The organism is Psychromarinibacter halotolerans (genome assembly GCF_029168315.1).
Taxonomy (GTDB): domain Bacteria; phylum Pseudomonadota; class Alphaproteobacteria; order Rhodobacterales; family Rhodobacteraceae; genus Psychromarinibacter; species Psychromarinibacter halotolerans.
Map to the genome: position 1 here is coordinate 240,449 of NZ_JARGYD010000001.1, position 17,780 is coordinate 258,228.

At 63.4% G+C, this 17,780-nt stretch carries 14 protein-coding genes; 1 reads left to right on the forward strand and 13 read right to left on the reverse strand.

Annotated features, from left to right (window positions below; genetic code table 11):
- Window positions 1-10 precede the first annotated feature (10 nt).
- From P1K30_RS01085 to P1K30_RS01130, 10 genes are all read right to left on the reverse strand, one after another.
- A complete protein-coding gene (locus P1K30_RS01085) occupies window positions 11-1,270 on the reverse strand; it encodes an ABC transporter substrate-binding protein (RefSeq protein ID WP_275630820.1) in 1,260 nt (419 codons plus the stop codon).
- Window positions 1,271-1,667: 397 nt separating this feature from the next.
- Complete coding sequence (locus P1K30_RS01090) at window positions 1,668-2,672, reverse strand: type II secretion system F family protein (RefSeq protein WP_275630821.1); 1,005 nt, start codon at window positions 2,670-2,672, stop codon at window positions 1,668-1,670.
- Between the two features lie 15 nt (window positions 2,673-2,687).
- Window positions 2,688-3,659: a type II secretion system F family protein gene (locus P1K30_RS01095; RefSeq protein WP_275630822.1), complete on the reverse strand. Its 972-nt coding sequence runs from the start codon at window positions 3,657-3,659 to the stop codon at window positions 2,688-2,690.
- Complete coding sequence (locus P1K30_RS01100) at window positions 3,656-5,044, reverse strand: TadA family conjugal transfer-associated ATPase (protein ID WP_275630823.1); 1,389 nt, start codon at window positions 5,042-5,044, stop codon at window positions 3,656-3,658. Before P1K30_RS01100 ends, P1K30_RS01095 begins: the two co-directional genes overlap by 4 nt.
- A 16-nt stretch (window positions 5,045-5,060) precedes the next feature.
- Window positions 5,061-6,272 (reverse strand): CpaE/TadZ family protein, encoded by a 1,212-nt coding sequence (locus P1K30_RS01105; protein ID WP_275630824.1) that lies wholly within the window; start codon window positions 6,270-6,272, stop codon window positions 5,061-5,063.
- Window positions 6,269-6,901 carry a TadE/TadG family type IV pilus assembly protein gene (locus P1K30_RS01110; protein ID WP_275630825.1) on the reverse strand — a complete coding sequence of 211 codons (633 nt, stop codon included), beginning with the start codon at window positions 6,899-6,901 and terminating at the stop codon, window positions 6,269-6,271. The genes P1K30_RS01105 and P1K30_RS01110 overlap by 4 nt, the downstream gene beginning before the upstream one ends.
- Window positions 6,898-7,395: a TadE/TadG family type IV pilus assembly protein gene (locus P1K30_RS01115; protein ID WP_275630826.1), complete on the reverse strand. Its 498-nt coding sequence runs from the start codon at window positions 7,393-7,395 to the stop codon at window positions 6,898-6,900. The genes P1K30_RS01110 and P1K30_RS01115 overlap by 4 nt, the downstream gene beginning before the upstream one ends.
- Window positions 7,396-7,403: 8 nt before the next feature.
- A complete protein-coding gene (locus tag P1K30_RS01120; RefSeq protein WP_275630827.1) occupies window positions 7,404-8,936 on the reverse strand; it encodes a pilus assembly protein TadG-related protein in 1,533 nt (510 codons plus the stop codon).
- A gap of 51 nt (window positions 8,937-8,987) precedes the next feature.
- The gene (gene cpaB, locus P1K30_RS01125) at window positions 8,988-9,812 is read right to left on the reverse strand and encodes a Flp pilus assembly protein CpaB (RefSeq protein ID WP_275630828.1); all 825 of its coding nucleotides are present in this window, start codon (window positions 9,810-9,812) and stop codon (window positions 8,988-8,990) included.
- A 93-nt stretch (window positions 9,813-9,905) separates the two neighbouring features.
- On the reverse strand, window positions 9,906-10,085 hold the full coding sequence (locus tag P1K30_RS01130) for a Flp family type IVb pilin (protein WP_275630829.1): 180 nt from the start codon (window positions 10,083-10,085) through the stop codon (window positions 9,906-9,908).
- 641 nt (window positions 10,086-10,726) lie between these two features.
- Here P1K30_RS01130 and P1K30_RS01135 point away from each other — a divergent pair.
- Window positions 10,727-11,425, forward strand: a complete 699-nt coding sequence (locus tag P1K30_RS01135) for a helix-turn-helix domain-containing protein (RefSeq protein WP_275630830.1) — start codon at window positions 10,727-10,729, stop codon at window positions 11,423-11,425.
- 971 nt (window positions 11,426-12,396) lie between these two features.
- Here P1K30_RS01135 and P1K30_RS01140 read toward each other — a convergent pair.
- The 3 genes from P1K30_RS01140 to P1K30_RS01150 form a co-directional block, all read right to left on the reverse strand.
- Window positions 12,397-13,176, reverse strand: a complete 780-nt coding sequence (locus P1K30_RS01140; protein WP_275630831.1) for a hypothetical protein — start codon at window positions 13,174-13,176, stop codon at window positions 12,397-12,399.
- A gap of 358 nt (window positions 13,177-13,534) precedes the next feature.
- Window positions 13,535-16,627, reverse strand: coding sequence for a type I restriction endonuclease subunit R (locus P1K30_RS01145; protein WP_275630832.1), 3,093 nt, complete (start codon window positions 16,625-16,627; stop codon window positions 13,535-13,537).
- Complete coding sequence (locus tag P1K30_RS01150) at window positions 16,627-17,778, reverse strand: DUF4268 domain-containing protein (RefSeq protein WP_275630833.1); 1,152 nt, start codon at window positions 17,776-17,778, stop codon at window positions 16,627-16,629. The genes P1K30_RS01145 and P1K30_RS01150 overlap by 1 nt, the downstream gene beginning before the upstream one ends.
- Window positions 17,779-17,780: the final 2 nt, after the last annotated feature.

Below are 17,780 nucleotides of genomic sequence, written 5' to 3' on the forward strand. Positions count from 1 at the left end.
TCGGACGGGCTTACTGGCCCATGCGGCCGGCTTCGTTGCGGGTGCGTTCGGCGAAGTCGGTCAGAACGTCCTCGACCTCGCGCTGACCCAGCGCCATCGCCTGCCACATGTCGTACTCGGTGGCACGCATCCAGGTCACGACCGGCGGGCGCGGACGGCCACGGGCGACGTCCAGCTGTTCGATCGACACGCGGATGCCCGGCTCGTTTTCCAGCGTCTCGGCGGCCAGAGGCTGCTCGGCGGTGTTGCGGTTGATCGGCATGTAGCCGGTGCCAGCAAACCAGATCGCGTTCGATTCCGCTGATGCAGCGAAGCTGATGAACTCATAGGCCGCGTCCTGCACTTCGGCGTCCGCCGTCGACAGGATGCCGATGCCAGCGCCGCCGATCGGCGCGGCGCAAACCTTGTTGCAGGGCAGCGGACGCACGATCAGGTCATCGCCCAGCGACGCCTTGGACTGGCGGTAGTTGCCGGTCGAGTTCAGCATGATCCCGACATTGCCGGCAAAGAACGCATCACGGCCGGTCTTCTCGTCGGTGACGTTGTCGGCGGACGCGACGCCGTGGTCATGCACCAGCGACGCCATCCACTCGTAGGCCTCGATGGTGTTCGGCGCGTCGATCAGGATTTCGCCCGAGACGCTGTCGATCAGGTCGCTGTCGTTGTCCATGATCAGGCCCCAGCGCGCGAACTGGCCAGGCGCCGCGATGCCGTAGATGCCTTCGTCGCCCAGTTCGTCCTGGATCTGCTGCGCGGCGGCAAGGATCTCGTCGTAGGTGGTCAGCGGCGTGTCTTCCGACAGGCCTGCGCGCTCGAAGATGTCCTTGTTGACGTAGGTCACCGGGGTCGAGCTGTTGAAGGGCACGATGTAGTTCTTGCCTTCGAAGACGCCGACCTCGCGGGCGAAGTCGAACAGTTCGTCCTTCAGCGGATCCGCTTCAAGATAGTCGGTCAGGTCCATCAGAACGCCACGGTCGGCGAACAGGCCGTAGCGGGTGACTTCCATGATGACGGCATCGGGGCCACGGCCAGCGGGGATGGCGGCCTGCAGGCGAGCGACGATGTCGTTGTAGTTGCCGACATGCTCGGCTTCGATGGTGATGCCGGGGTTGGCCTCTTCGAAGTTGGCGATGATCTCGGCCAGCGCGTCGCCGGACGAGCCGCCGAAGCTGTGCCAGAATTCGACGGTGACGTCAGCCGCCGCGAGAGAGGTCGAGCCAAGCAGGCCAACAAGGCCGAGCCCGGCGATACGGGTAAGTTTTCTGTCCATGGGGACCACCTTTTTGCAATTTGGGTTGCACGTTGTTCCGGTGGTCGGGATAGAGGCGGTATGTGACGGGAAACCGAACGATATGTTAAGGTTTCTTGACGGTTTCGTCGTGTCGCAGGTGCCGCGAGGTCAGGGCGGTCGGGGCGATGTCGGCTGAGATTGCAGCAGAGGGGACGGCGAAATTCCCGTTTCTGCAATGAAACTTGCAGTTCTCCACAGGTTGGTTTGCCCCAGGTTTCTTCCGTCCGATTTTGCTGCGCAAAACTACATGGGTCTGGTTCGGTGAAACCGTATCATGGCGACGCTTATCGGGAGGGGCCGCCGCGTGTATGCGCCTCCTTGCCTCGGAGGTCGGCGGCGGAGCGTCTACAGCTCCAACGCCACCAAGGGACTTTCCTTACCCGAACACGGTGATCCAGCGGATCAGCATCGGGCCGAGGCAGATCATCAGCAGCACCGGCATCATGCACAGCGCGATGACGGCGGACATTTGAACAGGCAGGCGGTTGGCCTTTTCCTGCGCGCGCAGCTCGCGGTCCTGACGCAGGCCCTTGGCATAGGTGGTCAGGGCCGTCGCAACGCTGGAGCCGAAGTGGGTGGCCTGCAGGATCACGTTGGCGAAGCTTTTCATCTCGTCGATGTCGCAGCGGTCGGCCATTTCAAGGAAGGCGGCATCGCGGTCCTTACCGGCCTGAATCTCAAGCTCCATCATCATGAATTCCTGCGCGATGTCCGGCGCGGTCGTGGACAGTTCGCGCGACACCCGCAGGATCGCGGCGTCAAAGCCCAGCCCGGCCTCGATCGAGATTTGCAGGAAATCCAGCGCGTTGGGCAGGCCCAGCCGGATCCGTTCGCGGCGGTCCTGAATGCGGGCGGTCAGCCAGACGACCGGTCCATAGAACCCCGCGACCGACAGCGCGACGGCGATCTGGAACACTGTGAGCAGGTTAAGCTCGTTCAGGCGCGGGGCGACCGGCAGGAACGACAGCGTCTCTGTCGGGATCATCCAAAGACCGACAAAGGCGGCGGGCAGCGCCACGCCGAAAAGCGCGCGAACCACGTAGTAGATGTAGACGGCGTCGGACCGGGTGATCCCCGCCTTGCGCATCCGGCGGGCGATCCGGGTGCGTTCGCTTTGCGACGAGGGCACGAAGGCGCGCAGCAGGCCGCCAAGGTCGAAGTTGTCGTGCTGCACCAGATCGGCGCGGCCCCGCGACTGCATCCGCTGGGCGCCGGCCTGCATCCGCACGACGGCGGTGGGCTTGCGGGCAAGGCTGGCAAGGGCAAGGAACAGCAGCATGATCCCGGCGGCCAGACCCGACAGCGCAAGCGCCTGGGTCGAGATGTCGATCCCCTCGACGGTCCGCTGCAGGTCCTCAATCAGCGTGTAGAACATTTCCATGTACCCGCCTCCCGGTCAGAACTTGAACGTGACGAGGCGGCGCAGAAGCAGCCCCTGAAAGATGACCAGCCCAAGGATGGCGGCCGCGAAGGGCTTGAACAGCGGGTCGTCCATGACGTCGCCGTAGAAGCTTGGAGTCGAGGTGTGGATCGCCATGAAGATGATCGCCGGCAGAACGGTCAGGATCAGCGCGCTCAGGCGACCTTCCGAGGACACGGCCTTGATCTTCTTGGTCATCGCTTGGCGGTCGCGGATGACGGTCGACAGGATGTCCAGCACGCGGGCAAGGTTGCCGCCCGTGCCGTGCTGGATACCGATGCTGACCGCAAGGTAACGGGCGTCCTCGCTGCCGACGCGCTCGGCGAATTCGTGGAAGGCGGCGGTCATCTCGTCGCCATAGGCGATCTGGTCCTGAATGATGCCGAATTCGGTGCCGATCGGGTCGGGCATGTCCTCGGCCACGCTTGCGATCGTGGCGGCCAGCGGATGGCCGACGCGCAGCCCGCGCCCCATGAGGTCCAGCGCGTCGGGAAGCTGCTTGGTCAGCTTCTTCGACCGCTCTTCCTTCAGCGCCACCAGAACCAGCAGGGGCAGGACGGCGGCGACCAGCGCAGCGATGCCGCCCGCGTGCAGCGGCGGAAGGAACCGCGAGGCGGGCAGGAACAGCGCGGCGCCAAGCATGACCTGCAACAGGCCGAACACGCCAAGGCTGATGCGCAGGCCGGACTGGCGCAGCAGCTTCTTCAGGCGGGCGATCGGGCTTCCGGCCCCCTTGGCGGTGGCGAAATCCGGGTCTTTCAGCAGGCTCAGAACCTCGTCCGTGGATTTGCCGCCCTTGACCATGCGCATCCGGCGATTGCGGGCCTCGGTCAGGCTTTCGGCACGCGACAGCCAAGCGCGCATCCCTTCGAACAGAAGCAGGACGCCGACGAACAGCGTGAGATAGACGATGATGCCGATCGCAGAGTCGGGAAGGTTCAGGTTCATGACACGGTCTCCCGCTTGAAGATCGACGGATCGATGTGGCAGCCGAAGGCCTGAAGCTGCTCAAGGCACCGGGGCCGGATACCGGTGCTGATGAAGTCGCCCAGCACGCGGCCGTCTTCGGACCGGCCGTTGCGGCGGAACACGAAGATGTCCTGCATCGTGACCACGTCGCCTTCCATCCCGGTGATTTCCGAGATGCTGGTGACGCGGCGCGAGCCGTCGTCGAGACGGTTCAGCTGGACCACGATGTTCACCGCCGACGCGACCTGTGCGCGGATCGTGCGCAGCGGCAGGTCGATGCCCAGCATGGTGACCATCTGTTCGACCCTGCCAAGGGCGTCGCGGGCAGAGTTCGCGTGCACCGTGGTCATCGACCCGTCGTGGCCGGTGTTCATCGCCTGCAGCATGTCGAAACATTCCGAGCCGCGCACCTCGCCCACGATGATGCGGTCGGGCCGCATCCGCAGGGCGTTGCGGACGAGATCGCGCTGGCTGACCGTGCCGACGCCCTCGGCGTTGGCGGGGCGGGTTTCCAGACGAACGACGTGGTCCTGCTGAAGCTGAAGTTCGGCGGCATCCTCGATGGTGACGATCCGGTGCGAGCCGTTGATGAAGGACGACATCGCGTTCAGCATCGTCGTCTTGCCCGACCCGGTCCCGCCCGAGATCAGGATGTTCATCCGGCCCTCCACAAGGTTCTGCAGGAAGGTGGCGGCCCGTCCGTCCAGCGCGCCGCGTTCGACAAGGCGATCCAGCGACAGCGGCGAGCGCGAGAATTTCCGGATCGACAGCGACGGCCCGTCGACGGCGCAGGGGCGCACGATGGCGTTCACCCGGCTGCCGTCCTCAAGGCGGGCGTCCACCCAGGGCTGCGATTCATCGATCCGGCGCCCAACGCGCGAGACGATCTTGTCGATGATCCGCAGCAGGTGGCGTTCGTTGCGGAACCGGACAGCGGTCTTTTCCAGCTTGCCGAAGCGTTCGACATAGACCCGGTCGAAGCTGTTCACGAGGATGTCGTTGATCGTCGGGTCTTCCAGCAGCGGCTCTAGCGGGCCAAGGCCCATCACCTCGTGGATCAGTTCCTCGACCAGCCGCGAGAAGGCGTCGGCCCGCAGGAACACGCCCTCGGCCTCGACCAGCCCGGACAGCAGCGATCCGATCTGGCGCTTCAGTTCGGCCTTTTCGACCTTGTCGATCACGGCAAGGTTCAGGCGGTCCAGCAGGGCGACGTGCAACCGGCTTTTCAGCTCGAGATGCGCCTGCAGTTCCTTGTCGACCGTGTCCTGTTCGGCCACCGGATCGGCCATCGCCTCGGGCGTCAGCCGCATCGGAACGACCTTTTCGGTCTCCGGGCGGGGCCTGCTTTTGAATTCCTTGAACATGCGTCTCCGCCCCCTGTTAAGCGTTCTTCTTCGACGTGGGGGCCAGCATCGCGGCCTCCACACTGTCCGCGAGCTTGCGCATCGCCTTGGCAAGATCTGTCTTGGCCTGCGTCAGCAGCACCGGGCTGCCGTAGTCCACCGCCTTGCGCGAGGCGGCGGCATTGTCCGGCAGCCAGTTCGCGAAGGGCCGGTCGAGGATGCGCTCTGCTTCGCGGACGTGTTCGGGCTTGAACATGGCCTTCTTCTCGCGGCTGACGGCGACCTGCACGGGCAGGCCGACGTTGTCCTCGTGGAAGAAATTGATGATCCGCTGCGCCTGTCGGATGCAGGGCACGCTGGTGTCGGTGACCAGCATCAGCATCGACGCGGCCTTCAGCACCGGCTCGATCCAGTCGATCATCGCGCGCGGCAGATCGACCACGACATAATCGTATTCGTCCTGCAGCACCGACAGCAGCGCCGCGATGGTGTCGGGCGACACCGATTGCAGCGGCACGAAGCGGTCGGGGGCGCACAGCACGTCGACGCCGGACTTGTGCGACTGCATGATGCTGCGCACCTGATGCGCGTCGGGCACCTGCCGCGCGTCGATGATCCGCAGCAGGCCGCCATTGTCCTCGAGATCGAAGAACACGTTGGCGTTGCCGAATTGCAGGTCGAAGTCGACAAGCGCGACCCGCTTCGCCGGGCCTTTCTTCGAGAACTTGCCGGGCTTTCCAACCAGCCCGCAGGCAAGGTTCACGGCCACGGTCGTCGACCCGATGCCGCCGCGCGCCTGCGTGACGGCGATGACGTGGCCGGGGATCGCCGTTACCGCCCGCGTGGCCGCGACCGGCGCCGAGGACTCGGCCACCTGCGCGATCTGTTCGCGAAGGTCTTCCGCCGACAGGTCGTCGGGCAGAACGTCATGCGCGCCGGCCTTCTTCAGGCGGCGGGCGAAGTCGAAGGCGCTGTGTGCAGGCACCATCGCGATGATCGTCGCGGCGTCGCCACAGGTATCGCGCAGGGACGAGATGTAGTCAGCGAGATCGGGAAGCTCGGGGTCGGCGTCCACCAGCACGGTGACGGGGCGGCCACCAAGGCTGGCGGGCAGGGCGGTGTCGCTGATCTCGGACACCTGGTCGGGGCCGAGTTTCTCGATCAGCGTCTCGATGAAGCCCTCGCGCGGCGAAAGCGCCAGGACAGGGGCCATGTCCGCGTGCTGCATGATGCGCGTGTGATAGGTCATCCTGCTTCTCCTGAGCTAAGGTCTTCCGCCGGAAGCGAAACGCTGAACAGGCCACGCCCGACGGTCGCACCCGTGGTGGGGTCGTCGGCGTCGCGCATCAGCGGGGCGACGGGGGAAATGAACTGAAAGTCGGGAAGGTCGATCTCGACCGTGACCATCGGCGTGTACGGACCGCCAAGGAAGCCAAGGTTCTGATCGAAGCTGTACGTAAACTGCAGGTTGTCGATGCTGGCATCGGGCGGCAGCATCGGCGCGATGCGGGTCCAGATCTCTTGCGCGGTCGCGTTGTTGGCGTCGCCCACGCAGCTCACGGCGTCGACCGTCGCGCAGACATCGGTGTCGGCGCTGCACGAGGTGCCGAACCGTGGCGGGATCACGCCCCCGATAGGCCCGCGCACGTTGGTGGCGGGGAGACCGGCGCAGGCGGCGGCGCGCACCACGGCGGTGCGGGCCGCGAGGTCGGTGGCCTTCTGCGCCAGCACGCGGGTGTAAGCGAAGCGGCCGAAATCCAACGCGACCCAGAACAGGACGCAGAACAGCGTGATCACGACGCCGAATTCGACCAGCACGCCGCCGCGCGTGTCGCGGCCGAACCGGCGCAGGCGGGATATGAAGCGCGGCGCGGTCATTGGCCGAAGATCCGCGCCTGATCGGCGATGTCGGTGGTCACGCCGCCAAGGCCGCCGCCGAACATGTCGAGGATGCCGCGCAGCGGGAAATCGATCGTGACGTTCGCGGTGACCGTGGCGATGGACACGGTGCCCGAGCGATAGTTGCCGTTCACGCAGGTCAGACCCGGAACGACCGTGTTCACGGTGACGGCGGACGGGAACAGGATCTCTCCGTCGATGCTGCGTTCGACCATCGTCTTCAGTTGCGCCGACATGGCGTTCAGCGACCCGCCGGTGGAACAGATGTTACCGGGAACGGACCGTGCGACGTAGCGGCTCGCCTCGCGCACGCCGGTGATCGCGGACTGGTAAGACCACAGCATCCGCGCCGCTTCGATGCTGAGCGCGAAGACCAGGATCATGAAGGGCATGACCAGCGCGAATTCCACCAGCACCGCACCGCGATCCTCGCGGGCGAAGCGGCGGATGGAAGAGAGGAGACGCGTTTTCATCCCGCCCTCTACCGATACAGCTGCACGACATCGCGGAAGATCCCGCCGAACGCGCTTTCTTCAGTGCCCGAGCTATCTGCGAAGCCAAGGAACTCGCCGTGGATGTCGAAGCTGGGCGGCGAGCCGGCATCGTCGCCGACCGGCTCGGTCAGGAACATCGCAAGGTAGCGTTCGACCGGGATGCCGCTGGCGGCGCCGCCGATCGGGTTCGCGGCGCAGTCGACTCCGGCGGCCACGACAACACGGCGCAGCGGGTCGTTCGACATCTGGCTGGAACACTGCGGGCGGCCGTTTTCGGACAGGTCCGGGTCGAGGATCGAGTAGGGGCCATTGCCCGTATCGGAGTGCGGGTTGGAATTGGCGTAGGCGATCTCGCGCAGGTACATGCCATAGCGGGTTCCGGCGAACACGGCGTCGTCGCCGGTCAGCACCGGCAGGTGCGCGTCGGTGGCGGGCGTCGCCGGGTCGCCATCCAGATCGTGGTTGGCGTTCAGATAGGCCTGCCGGTCCCAGACGCCGTCGCCGAAGCGGCCGCAGTTGGGCATGCAGGTGTCGCGGGGCAGGCCCATCGTATCGCCGGTCAGTTCCTCGTTGCCCTGAATGCAAGAACCGCCACCCTTCGGCTTGATGCCCTTGATGACGTTCGGGGCGGGCGCGAAGTCGGGGTTGTTCTTTTCGCCGTTCAGAACCGACCGGAAGATGTCGAACCGGACGTTGAACGCGGCGTTGGTGATCCCGACCTTCTGGCCCGGCTCAAGCTCGATGGTGCCGTCGGTGTTGACGCAGGCAGTGATGCCTTCCTGCGCCGCGATCAGGCAGGCCAGCTTGTTGCCGCCTTCGTCCGCGCAGACGCCGTTCGGGTCGTCGAACAGGTCTAGATCGATGAAGCCGAAGTCGCCGGGACCCCAAGCGGCGCTTTTGCCGCCGCTGCGCAGAAGGATCAGGTCGCCGATGTCCAGCGTGTCTTCCCAGTCGGACGGCAGGCAGAACATCAGCGGGTTGATGTCGCAGGCCTGGATCGAGAACCCGGCGACCGCCGTGGCGCCCACGGTGGCCGTCCCGGTGTCCGCGTCGTCGGCGGTGCCCAGCATCCGCTCGACGGCAAGGGCGAAGGACATCGACAGGGCGCGCGGGGTCACGTTGACCTCGACGATGCGCGCAAGGCGCGGATCGTTGGTCGCGTCGGCGCCCATCGGCGTCGCGTCGCTTTCGGGAAGGGCCGAGTGGAAGGTCAGCGTATAATCCAGCGCGCCGGACAGGACGCCGTCGCCATCGCCGAAGGTTTCGGTGTCCGAGATCAGATTGGCGGCGGCGGCGGTGGCGCGATCGATCGCGTCGGCGGTGCCGTCGAGTTCAGCGGCCGAGGTCAGCGCGACATGGTCCGCGAAGGACTGAAGCTCGCTTTGCGTGGCGCCCAGCCGGCCCACGTCGAACACCAGCGCAAGAAAGCCGATGAAGACGATCAGGGCAGAGCTCCAGATCAGGGCGATGGTGCCGTCTTCGGAGCGAAGGAACCGGCGTGCTGCGGTCGAGATGGGCATGACGCGTTCCTTTGCCAAAGGTTTCGGTTGCAGGCGGCCGGGTGCGGCCGATCAGTTGTTCGAAGCCGGGCCGCTCAGCGGGACAAGCTCCGCCGTGTTGCCACGCCGCACGGTGATCGTCGGCGCGCGCTCGTCTTCTTCCATGGGTGATTTCATTTGCAGAAGGTCGCGAAGCTCGACCATGTCCAGCGGGCGGTCCTCGACCCCGTCGAGGGTGCGCAGCGTCAGGCTTAGCGTGCCGGCCTTCTGCGCGAGCGCAAGGCGCTGACCCTGTTCCGGCGTGACCTCGACAGTCACGGTGCGCACGTCGGACGGCTTGTCGGTCTGCTCTTCCGAGCTTTGGTCGACGCCGATGACGCGGACGTTCTGAAGAATGGTGACAGCGCGCAGCTCGGTCTGGCTGCCCTGCGTCAATACGATGTCGACGAAGTCGCCCGGTGTCACGAAGCCGCCGACGGCGGTAACGGCATCGACCTTGATCGCCATGGCGCGGGTATTTTCGCCCAGCTTGCTGACGATGGTCACCTTGTCGCCGTGCTCGGAAACTTTGGTACGGAGGATGACTTCCCCGACGAAGAACTGACCCTTCGCGCGGCGCGGGCCTTCCTCGACAGTCGGGAACAGCGTGTCTGCGTCGGCGAAGACGCCGACGGGCAGGAATTCCTTGGGCCACTTCTGAGTCGTCACCAGATGCGGTTCGATCGGCTGACCGAACGGGATCTCTTGGCGGGCGACGTAGATCTCGACAAACTCGACCTGGGCCGCGGCGGCCTCGGCGGCAAGCTGGTCATCGAACATGGCCTGTTTCGCGATAACGACCGATCCCCCAGCGACGAGGACTCCGGTCACGGCAGTCAGGAAGGGCTTCAGTCGCATGGGTGTCTCCTCGGTGTCTCGGGGTGGGGCGGTCGGCGCCCCGGAAGGGACGCACTGCGCCGGCGGCAGCTGACGCAGTGCGGTCTTGTTAGATCAGCAGGTCGCGCCGACGGCGGCACAAGCAGCATCGACGTTGGCGTCGGTGGTGGTGCCGAGCGCGCTGAAGGCACCCACGCCGATGCTGGCGACAACCAGCAGGGCCAGGCCGTATTCGACGATCGCAGCGCCGCTTTCGTCTTTCGAGAACATTTTGATTTTCTTAACGATTTTCATGGTCTTCCCCCAAAAGGTGCAATGGATGGGCCAGGATTGACCCGGTAAGCGGAACCCGAAAGCAGCAGCGTCGAATTCCTTGCCATAAAGTTAACGAGATTGATGGCCCGCCGAATATTCGACAGTTGTCCGAGGATTTCGCGGCCAGGTTGTAGGGGTCTTTCGGCAGATTGCCTCGCCGGGAAAAACCGCGACAGGTGTGAAATGGATCGCCGTCCACGAATCGGCAGCGCATCGCGATTCGGGCAGAAAGAGGGCGGAACGGGGGATTCGGTTCGGCATGCCGGGCGCCGTATTCGCGGAATCGGCGCCGCCTCAACGCTAAACGTTAAAAGAGAGGCGCCGCTAGGTTTACAGTGCCGCACCAATTCCGTGGTTTGTTGACGGATCAGGCGTCAATCTGTGGGTAATTACCATGTGTAATTGACGTGACGTTCATTCAAATTAATGAATTCCAGACCGATTTATTTGTACGGCCGGGTTTTTGGCCGATTGCTGGTAGGTAAGTTGATATGATCTCGGAATTGCGAGGTTCAACCACCCAAGGCCAAGTTCCAGTGCGTGCCATGTTAGGCATCGCAGTTTCCTGGACAGAAGCCGTTCAGGGACGGGGCGACCTAGACGAAGCCATTTGCGCTCTTATGCACCTGTTCACTGCGGACGCCGCGCTGCTTGTCCGCGGAGACCCCAAATCCGGCACCTTCCGCCGCGTGCTTCTGACCCAGCGTGAAACCAACGCGCTGTATAGAAGCGCCGTAGGAGAGGTTCTGTCCGACAGGGTTCTGGGCAGCTACCTGAGTTCTGCGCAGGCGGGGTCGGTCTGGCGTTTGTCTGAAAGCCGGTCTCAAGACGGGATGCCCCGTCACGCCGGCGCCCGGGACGGCGTCGCGGAAGCGATCACCATCGTCATCGGCCGCGCGAACGGGTTCATCGATTGTCTCGAGCTTCAGTTCTCCGCCGCGCCCGCAAGCCGGACGGAAAGCCTTGTCTCGTACCTTGCACAAGTTCTCACGGACACTTGGTCGCGGCGTGCGATGGGCGTGGTGCAGGCTTTGATCCTTGCGGCCGTGCCGAAGGATCTGGAAGCCGCGCCCAAGCCGGCCTCTCTTCCGATCATGGACGTGTCCAACCCCGCCGGGCTCAGCCGCAGCGAATTCCGCATCTGCTCGCTGGTCGGGCAGGGCATGGCGCCCAAGGCCATCGCGCAGCAGCTGGCACTGCGTGAAACCACGGTCCGCACCCATCTGAGCGCGATCTACTCGAAGACCGCGACGGCGGGGATCGTCGACCTTGTGCATCGGCTGAATGCAGGCGACCAAAGAACTGGCCGCGCAATTTGAGTGCTGCGGATTTTCCGGTCATTGAGACTGCCAGGCGCTATCCTCGCGATTTCTAGTCAGCAAAGCTAGGATGCAAGGCGAGGTTAGGCCGCACGTAGCGAATGGGTGACATTTGCTCCGACCGGCAATTTTCCTGTGACGTGTATCGCGCTCCGCCAACTCGCACGATTGTGGTGCACCTCCGAGTTTTGGCTAAACGGGCAAAAGGGTGTGAGGTCAGTCGATGGGATGTATTTGTTATAACTTCTAATGGGATAGCATTACTCGGGATCGCGTTTGCCGATCCGTAAATGGCCCTTCGTCGACCCACGACGCTAACCGAATGCCCTACAAACGTTCGACGCAGTTAAGGAATCGCAGAAGACAACCCGTCAACGGGACAGCAAGTGGCCCGTGAGGGGAGGGTAACCATCCAGGAGGGGGCAAGCCATTGTCGGCAATGTCGAAGCAAGCGGAAAGGGCGACGACGAGAGATGACATCGACCCCATGTTGACGGCCAATTCAGCACTAAGGTGCCGCGCTAAGCCCAAGCGAACCGGGTGGCCGTGTCGGGCTCTTGCTGTCAGTGGAAGGTCGTTCTTTCGTATGCACGATGCGCGCGTTGGTGCGAAAGCGGGTTCAGAAAGCCCTCGTTGAAAACACGGTGGGCGAAGTGCCGAAGCGGTAACGATGCGCAAGTTCGCAAATCAAAAGGGCCGCGAGTTCCGCGAACCGGCGTAGATGCTCCACGACGAACAGCAAAATTGGCGGTCGTGCGCCATCAGTTTGGAGGATCTTCTTGGGAATGCGCCCAATTGTAACGGACCTTTTCGTAGACGTTTCAGAGTACTACGGGGAAAAGGTGGCAGCCCGTAGGGGATTCCGACCTCGATCCTAAGTGATTGATTTTGCTTGTCTTGGTGTCCCACGAACTCGCTCAGACAATCTTATGGAGTTCAATGACTTGCCAGAAGGGTGTCCCACGGCCGACCTACGCCTGATCCGCCCGGCGCCAGTTCCGCCGTGCACGCAGTTCGGGCCGAGAGAGCGTTTCGCTCTTGCCATTGATCACCAGGGCGACTCCTTGTCCGTCACGAGGAAAGAGTTTGCCCGGTGACCACGGCGAAACCTTCGGCACCAGTTTGACCTGCACCTGGGAAACCTCGTCAGTCTCGACGTTGATCTGCGGAATCAGGACACAGTCCACCCCCAGTCTCAACCCGACTTGCCGTGCAGCCGTCAACCATCGCTTCTTCACTTTTAGCCAAGCCCCATCCCTGGACTGTTTCCATGGAAGGACGAACTTCGGATAATCGCTCCGCAGAACCATCGCGGATCGCGTATAGAATTGGATTTGCTCCGGTTTCCTTAGAGTTCGCACCTGATCAACGTCCACGAACGCGAACTTGTCGTTCTTCTTTCTCACGGCGTCGTCAGGATATCTATTCGCGAAGTGAAACGTCAGCTTTCGTCCGCTCTCATGAAGATCAAGATAATTGAAGATCTTGCAGCCCTGAAGCTCCTCGACTCCCTCCCTGATCATGTCGAAGTCGTTCGCCTCTGGCGTCCCGGTCACCTCCAGCAAGGTCTGGCAGCGCACGGTGTAGTGTCTGTCCTGGTGCAGGGCCATGTTCTGCATGGAAAGCCCTGGGGTCTGATCCACAAAGTAGTGGCAGGCATGGACAAGTCGCAGAGCATAGAGGGGAAGGTGGGCGTCTTCGATGTGCTGGATGCACCGCTCGGTACAGAGGAATTCGCTGGGTTTGGACATCGGTCTCTCCTATTTTCGTTGGAGAGGAGATGGTTCCGATCGAGCGCCGCAAAAAATGCAGAACCCACCGAATAACTGGCAGCGGATCACACAGAATCGTCCGACAACGCCACGAAGATTGCCATGCCACGGGAAATTCCGACTCCGACATCCGAAAGACCGTCCTGCCGGGCCACGATATGATCCGAAACGGCCGCAAAACTCCCGGACATCGCCACAGAAGTGGAAGGCGTTGGGCTACAACCCTCTGGATTGTCTCGATATTGTTGCCAGAGAACCGGGAGAAACGCAGAAACTGAGGTAGAACCCCCCAATAACCGGAAATCGGCCTCGGCACGTCGGACGGCGATCTCGACGCCTACATCCTGCGTGCCAGGGCCTCAGCCTGCTTGATGACGAGTTTCACGGCCTCGGCCTGCAAGTCCGGGGGATATCCATACCGCCGGAGAATCCGCTTCACGGCCACGCGCATCTTTGCGCGCACGTCATCGCGCTGCCACCAGTCCACGCCAGAATTTTCCCGAACAGACCTGACGAGCTCGGCTGCGATGACCTTTAGCTGGTCGTTGTCCATGACATCCACCGCGCTCTCGTTCTGTGCCAGAGCGTCATAGAAGCTTCGCTCCGCCTCCGACATGTCGTCCTCGGGCTCGGCGCTTAGGTCCTTGGCCATGCCGATGAGTTCCTGGATCACCTGGAGAGCATCCACGCTCCGGTTGTGATATCGCGCGATCGCGTTGGTGAGCCGCTCGGAGAACTTCTGGTTCTGCACGATATTGCCCCGCGTCCGCGCCTTTATCTCGCCGTTCAGAAGCTTCTTCAGGGCTTCCACGGCGAGATTCTTGTGCTGCATGTGCTGGATCTCGACGAGGAACTCCTCGGATAGAACGCTGATATCGGGGCGGTCGAAACCGCACGCCTCGAGGATGTCCACGACCTCGGTCGAGGCGACAGCCCGGTTCAGCAACTGTTCTATCGCGAAGTCCGGTGAGGACTTCCGCCCTCCGCCGCCCTTCACATCGAGTTTCTGCAGGGCGGACCTCACAGCCAAGAAGAAGGCCACTTCTTCGGTGTGCTCCTTGGCTTCCGGCGACCCTGCCGCCAGCTTGAAGGCCTTGGCGAGCGCTGCAACGGCATCCAGAAACCGCTTGCCGAAGTCCTTGTGATCTTCCTGCCCATCGGCACGCGCATGATGGAGAACATGGTTTGCCGCCGCTGGCAGAATCTCGATACGATCCGCCGCCGTGCCACCGAGGACTCGGGAGTAATCAAAGCCATGGAACAATCCACGCGCGACATCCAGCGCACTCAGGAAGGCTGCGACGGCCTCGCGCTCGTCGACGCCCGTCTGGGCCTGGTCTCCCTGCGAGTAATGCGCGAGTGCCTTCTTTAGATCGGCCGCAAGGCCGATATAATCGACGACGAGACCGGCGGGCTTTCCGGCGAAGACCCGGTTCACCCGGGCAATCGCCTGCATCAATCCGTGCCCCTTCATGGGCTTGTCTACGTAGAGGGTGTGCATGCAAGGGGCATCGAAGCCGGTCAGCCACATGTCACGGACGATCACCAACTTCAGCGGGTCGCCCGTATCCTTGTATCTTTTCCTGAGGCCTTCCAGCTTCGCCTTGCTTCGAATGTGGGGCTGGAAATTCTGCGGATCGGTGGCGTTTCCGGTCATGACGACCTTCACCGCGCCGGTCTCGTCGGTTTCCGAATGCCAATCAGGGCGGGCAGCGACGATGCGCTCGTAGACCTCGACGCAGATACGGCGGCTCATGCAGACGATCATCGCCTTGCCGTCGATGGCCTCGAGGCGGGCGTCGAAATGCTCGAGGATGTCGGCGACGACTGCATCCAGGCGCGGACCAGCGCCGACCAGTTTCTCGATCTGCGACCACTTCTTGGCCGCGGCCCCTGCCTCATCCTCAGCCAGTGCCTCGGTCGCCTCTTCGAACTCCTCGTCGAGGCTGTCGCGTAGATCCTCGGCGATGTCCACGCGGGCCACACGCCCCTCGTAGTAGATCGGCACGGTCGCGCCGTCCTCGACCGCCTGAGTGATGTCATAGACGTCGATGTAGTCGCCGAACACTGATCGCGTGTTCGCGCCAACCAGTTCGACCGGTGTGCCGGTGAATGCGACGTAGACGGCCCTCGGTAAGGCCGTGCGGAGGTGATGGGCCAGACCATGGCGAACCTCGCCGGTCTTCTGGTCCATCCTGGCCTCGAACCCGTATTGTGTCCGGTGCGCCTCGTCGACCATGACGATGACGTTGGAGCGGTCGGTGAGCTCCGGGAAGTCCTGGCCGCGCTCCGGCCGGAATTTCTGGATCGTCGAGAACACGATGCCGCCGACCTGCCGGTTCAGCAGGGCCTTCAGTTCTTCGATGTTGTCCGCTTGCACCGGCGTCTCGCCGAGAAGGTCCTTGCATCGGCCGAACGTGGCGAACAGCTGGTTATCGAGATCGTTGCGGTCGGTGAGGACCAGAACAGTCGGGTTCTCCAGCTCCGGCAAGTGCATGGCGCGCCCGGCGAGAAAGGTCATCAAGAGCGACTTTCCGGAGCCCTGAGTGTGCCATATGACGCCGCCCTTGCCATCGTCACCTCGGGCCCCGAGGATCGACTCCATGGCCTTCCGGACCGCGTGGAACTGGTGATAGCCGGCCGCCTTCTTGATCGGCCCCTTGCCCTCGTCCTCAAAGACCGTGAACCAGCGCAACATGTCGAGCAAAACGGACCGGTTCAGCAGACCCTTGGTCAGCGTATTCAGAGCGAGACCTTCGCGCTCCGACAGGATGGTCTCGCCGTCGATGGTCCGCCACCGCATGAACCGGTCCAAGCCAGCCGAGAGAGTGCCGTATCGGGCGTTCAGCCCGTCGGAGATCACCGAGAAGACCGAGGTCCGGAACAGGTTCGGGATGTCCGCCTTGTAGGTTTCGATCTGGTTGAAGGCCGCCTCGATATCGGCGCCCTCGGTGCCCTTCAGCTCCACCACGACCAGAGGCAGACCATTCAGGTAGATCACGATGTCGGGGATGCGCGGGTTCCGCCCGACCATGTCGACCTGGTTGAAGGCATGCCAGGCGTTGTCCTGATCGCCCCAGTCCACAAGGCGCGCCCGTTCATGGCGCTCCTCTCCCTGGCTGAAGTATGTGATCGGGACGCCGCCGGTCATCAGGCCGTGCAGGCGGCGGTTCTCGGCCATGAGGTCACCGGCGAAGACCTCGTCGGTGACGCGGGCCATCACCTCCTGGACGGCGCCGTCGGGCAGCCCGGGATTGAGGCGCCGAACGGCCTTCTCGAAGACCTTTCTCAGGATCGCCTCGTGAAAGCTTCGGCGCTCCGGATCACGTTTCTCGGGCGAGATCTCGGCGCCGGAGTCGGCGGCATAGCCCAGCCCGGCCAGCTTCCCCATCATCCAGTCTTCGAGGTCGGATTCCGAGTTCCAGGCCATCAGGAGCCTCCACCTGGCTTCATGCGCGCCGCCAGCCCCCGCACGGGCTCGGAGAAGGCCTCATCCATCTTCCGGTAGTGGTCCACCAGCCAAGCGATCATCTCCGGCCAGTTCTCCTTGCTGTAGCCCTGGACCGGCGTCTTGCAGACAACCATGCTGACCTTCTTGTCGTCGATCCGGCGCCACTCGAGTTCCTCGCCGACGGTCTGCTCATACGTCTCCCTGTTCTCGGCAAGCTGGTCGAAGAGCCACTTGTTCTCGTCACGGTCGGATCGGTTCAACTGGAACTCGACCCGCACCTCGTGTCGCAGGAAGATCAGTGTCAGCGTGACGCCCGAGACGCCGATGCTGGAGTTCAACCAGTGATCCCGCGACGGCGTGATGTTCTGCCATCGCTCGAGGCCGGCGCCGCGGAGCGCCTCCAGAGCCTGCTCCCAGAACTCGAGCCGCATCTGGTGGCTCCATTTTTGGGCGCCCTTGGCCGATTTCTCCTCGCTGTCCTTCTCGGCCATGCGGATCATGTAGTCGGCCGCCTCGGGCGTGGGGATCACCTGCTGGAGGTCGACGAAGATCTCCTCGCCGAACCGGTAGGGCACGACCTTGACGCAGCGCGCGTCGATCTGGTGCTCGCGCAGCCAGAGCACCGTCGCCGTGACCTCGCGTTGGAAATTCGCCGCGATGAAGACGACGCGTTGGTTGGTGCCGTCGTTCAGGACGACCTCATCCAGCGTGTCCTCCCCCAGGAAGTCGCAGATAAGCCCGGCCGCGTCGCCGCCGCCCTGGCGGTCGAGATACTGCTGGAAGATGCCGACGATCTCTGCCTTCTTCAGGCTTGAGCAATAGGCGGCGTATTTCAGGGCCTGCCAGACGACATCCCGGCCGGAATCGTCCAGCTTGTTCTCGATGATGACAAGCTGCCCGGCCCGGTCCAGCGCCAGCAGGTCGAGGCGCTCCCGGGTGCCGTCGAACCCATCGAACTCCTTCTGGATGATCAGCAGGCCGTCCTCGCCCTCGCTCATCGCCTCGCAGAGCGCGTCCGGCATGGTGGCCAGCCATTCCTGGAGATGCTCCCGTTCCCGGAACCCGACCTCGGAGAAGCTGGTGCGCTCGAGCTTGCGCAGGCGGTTGGCGGAACGGTCGATCTGGAACATGG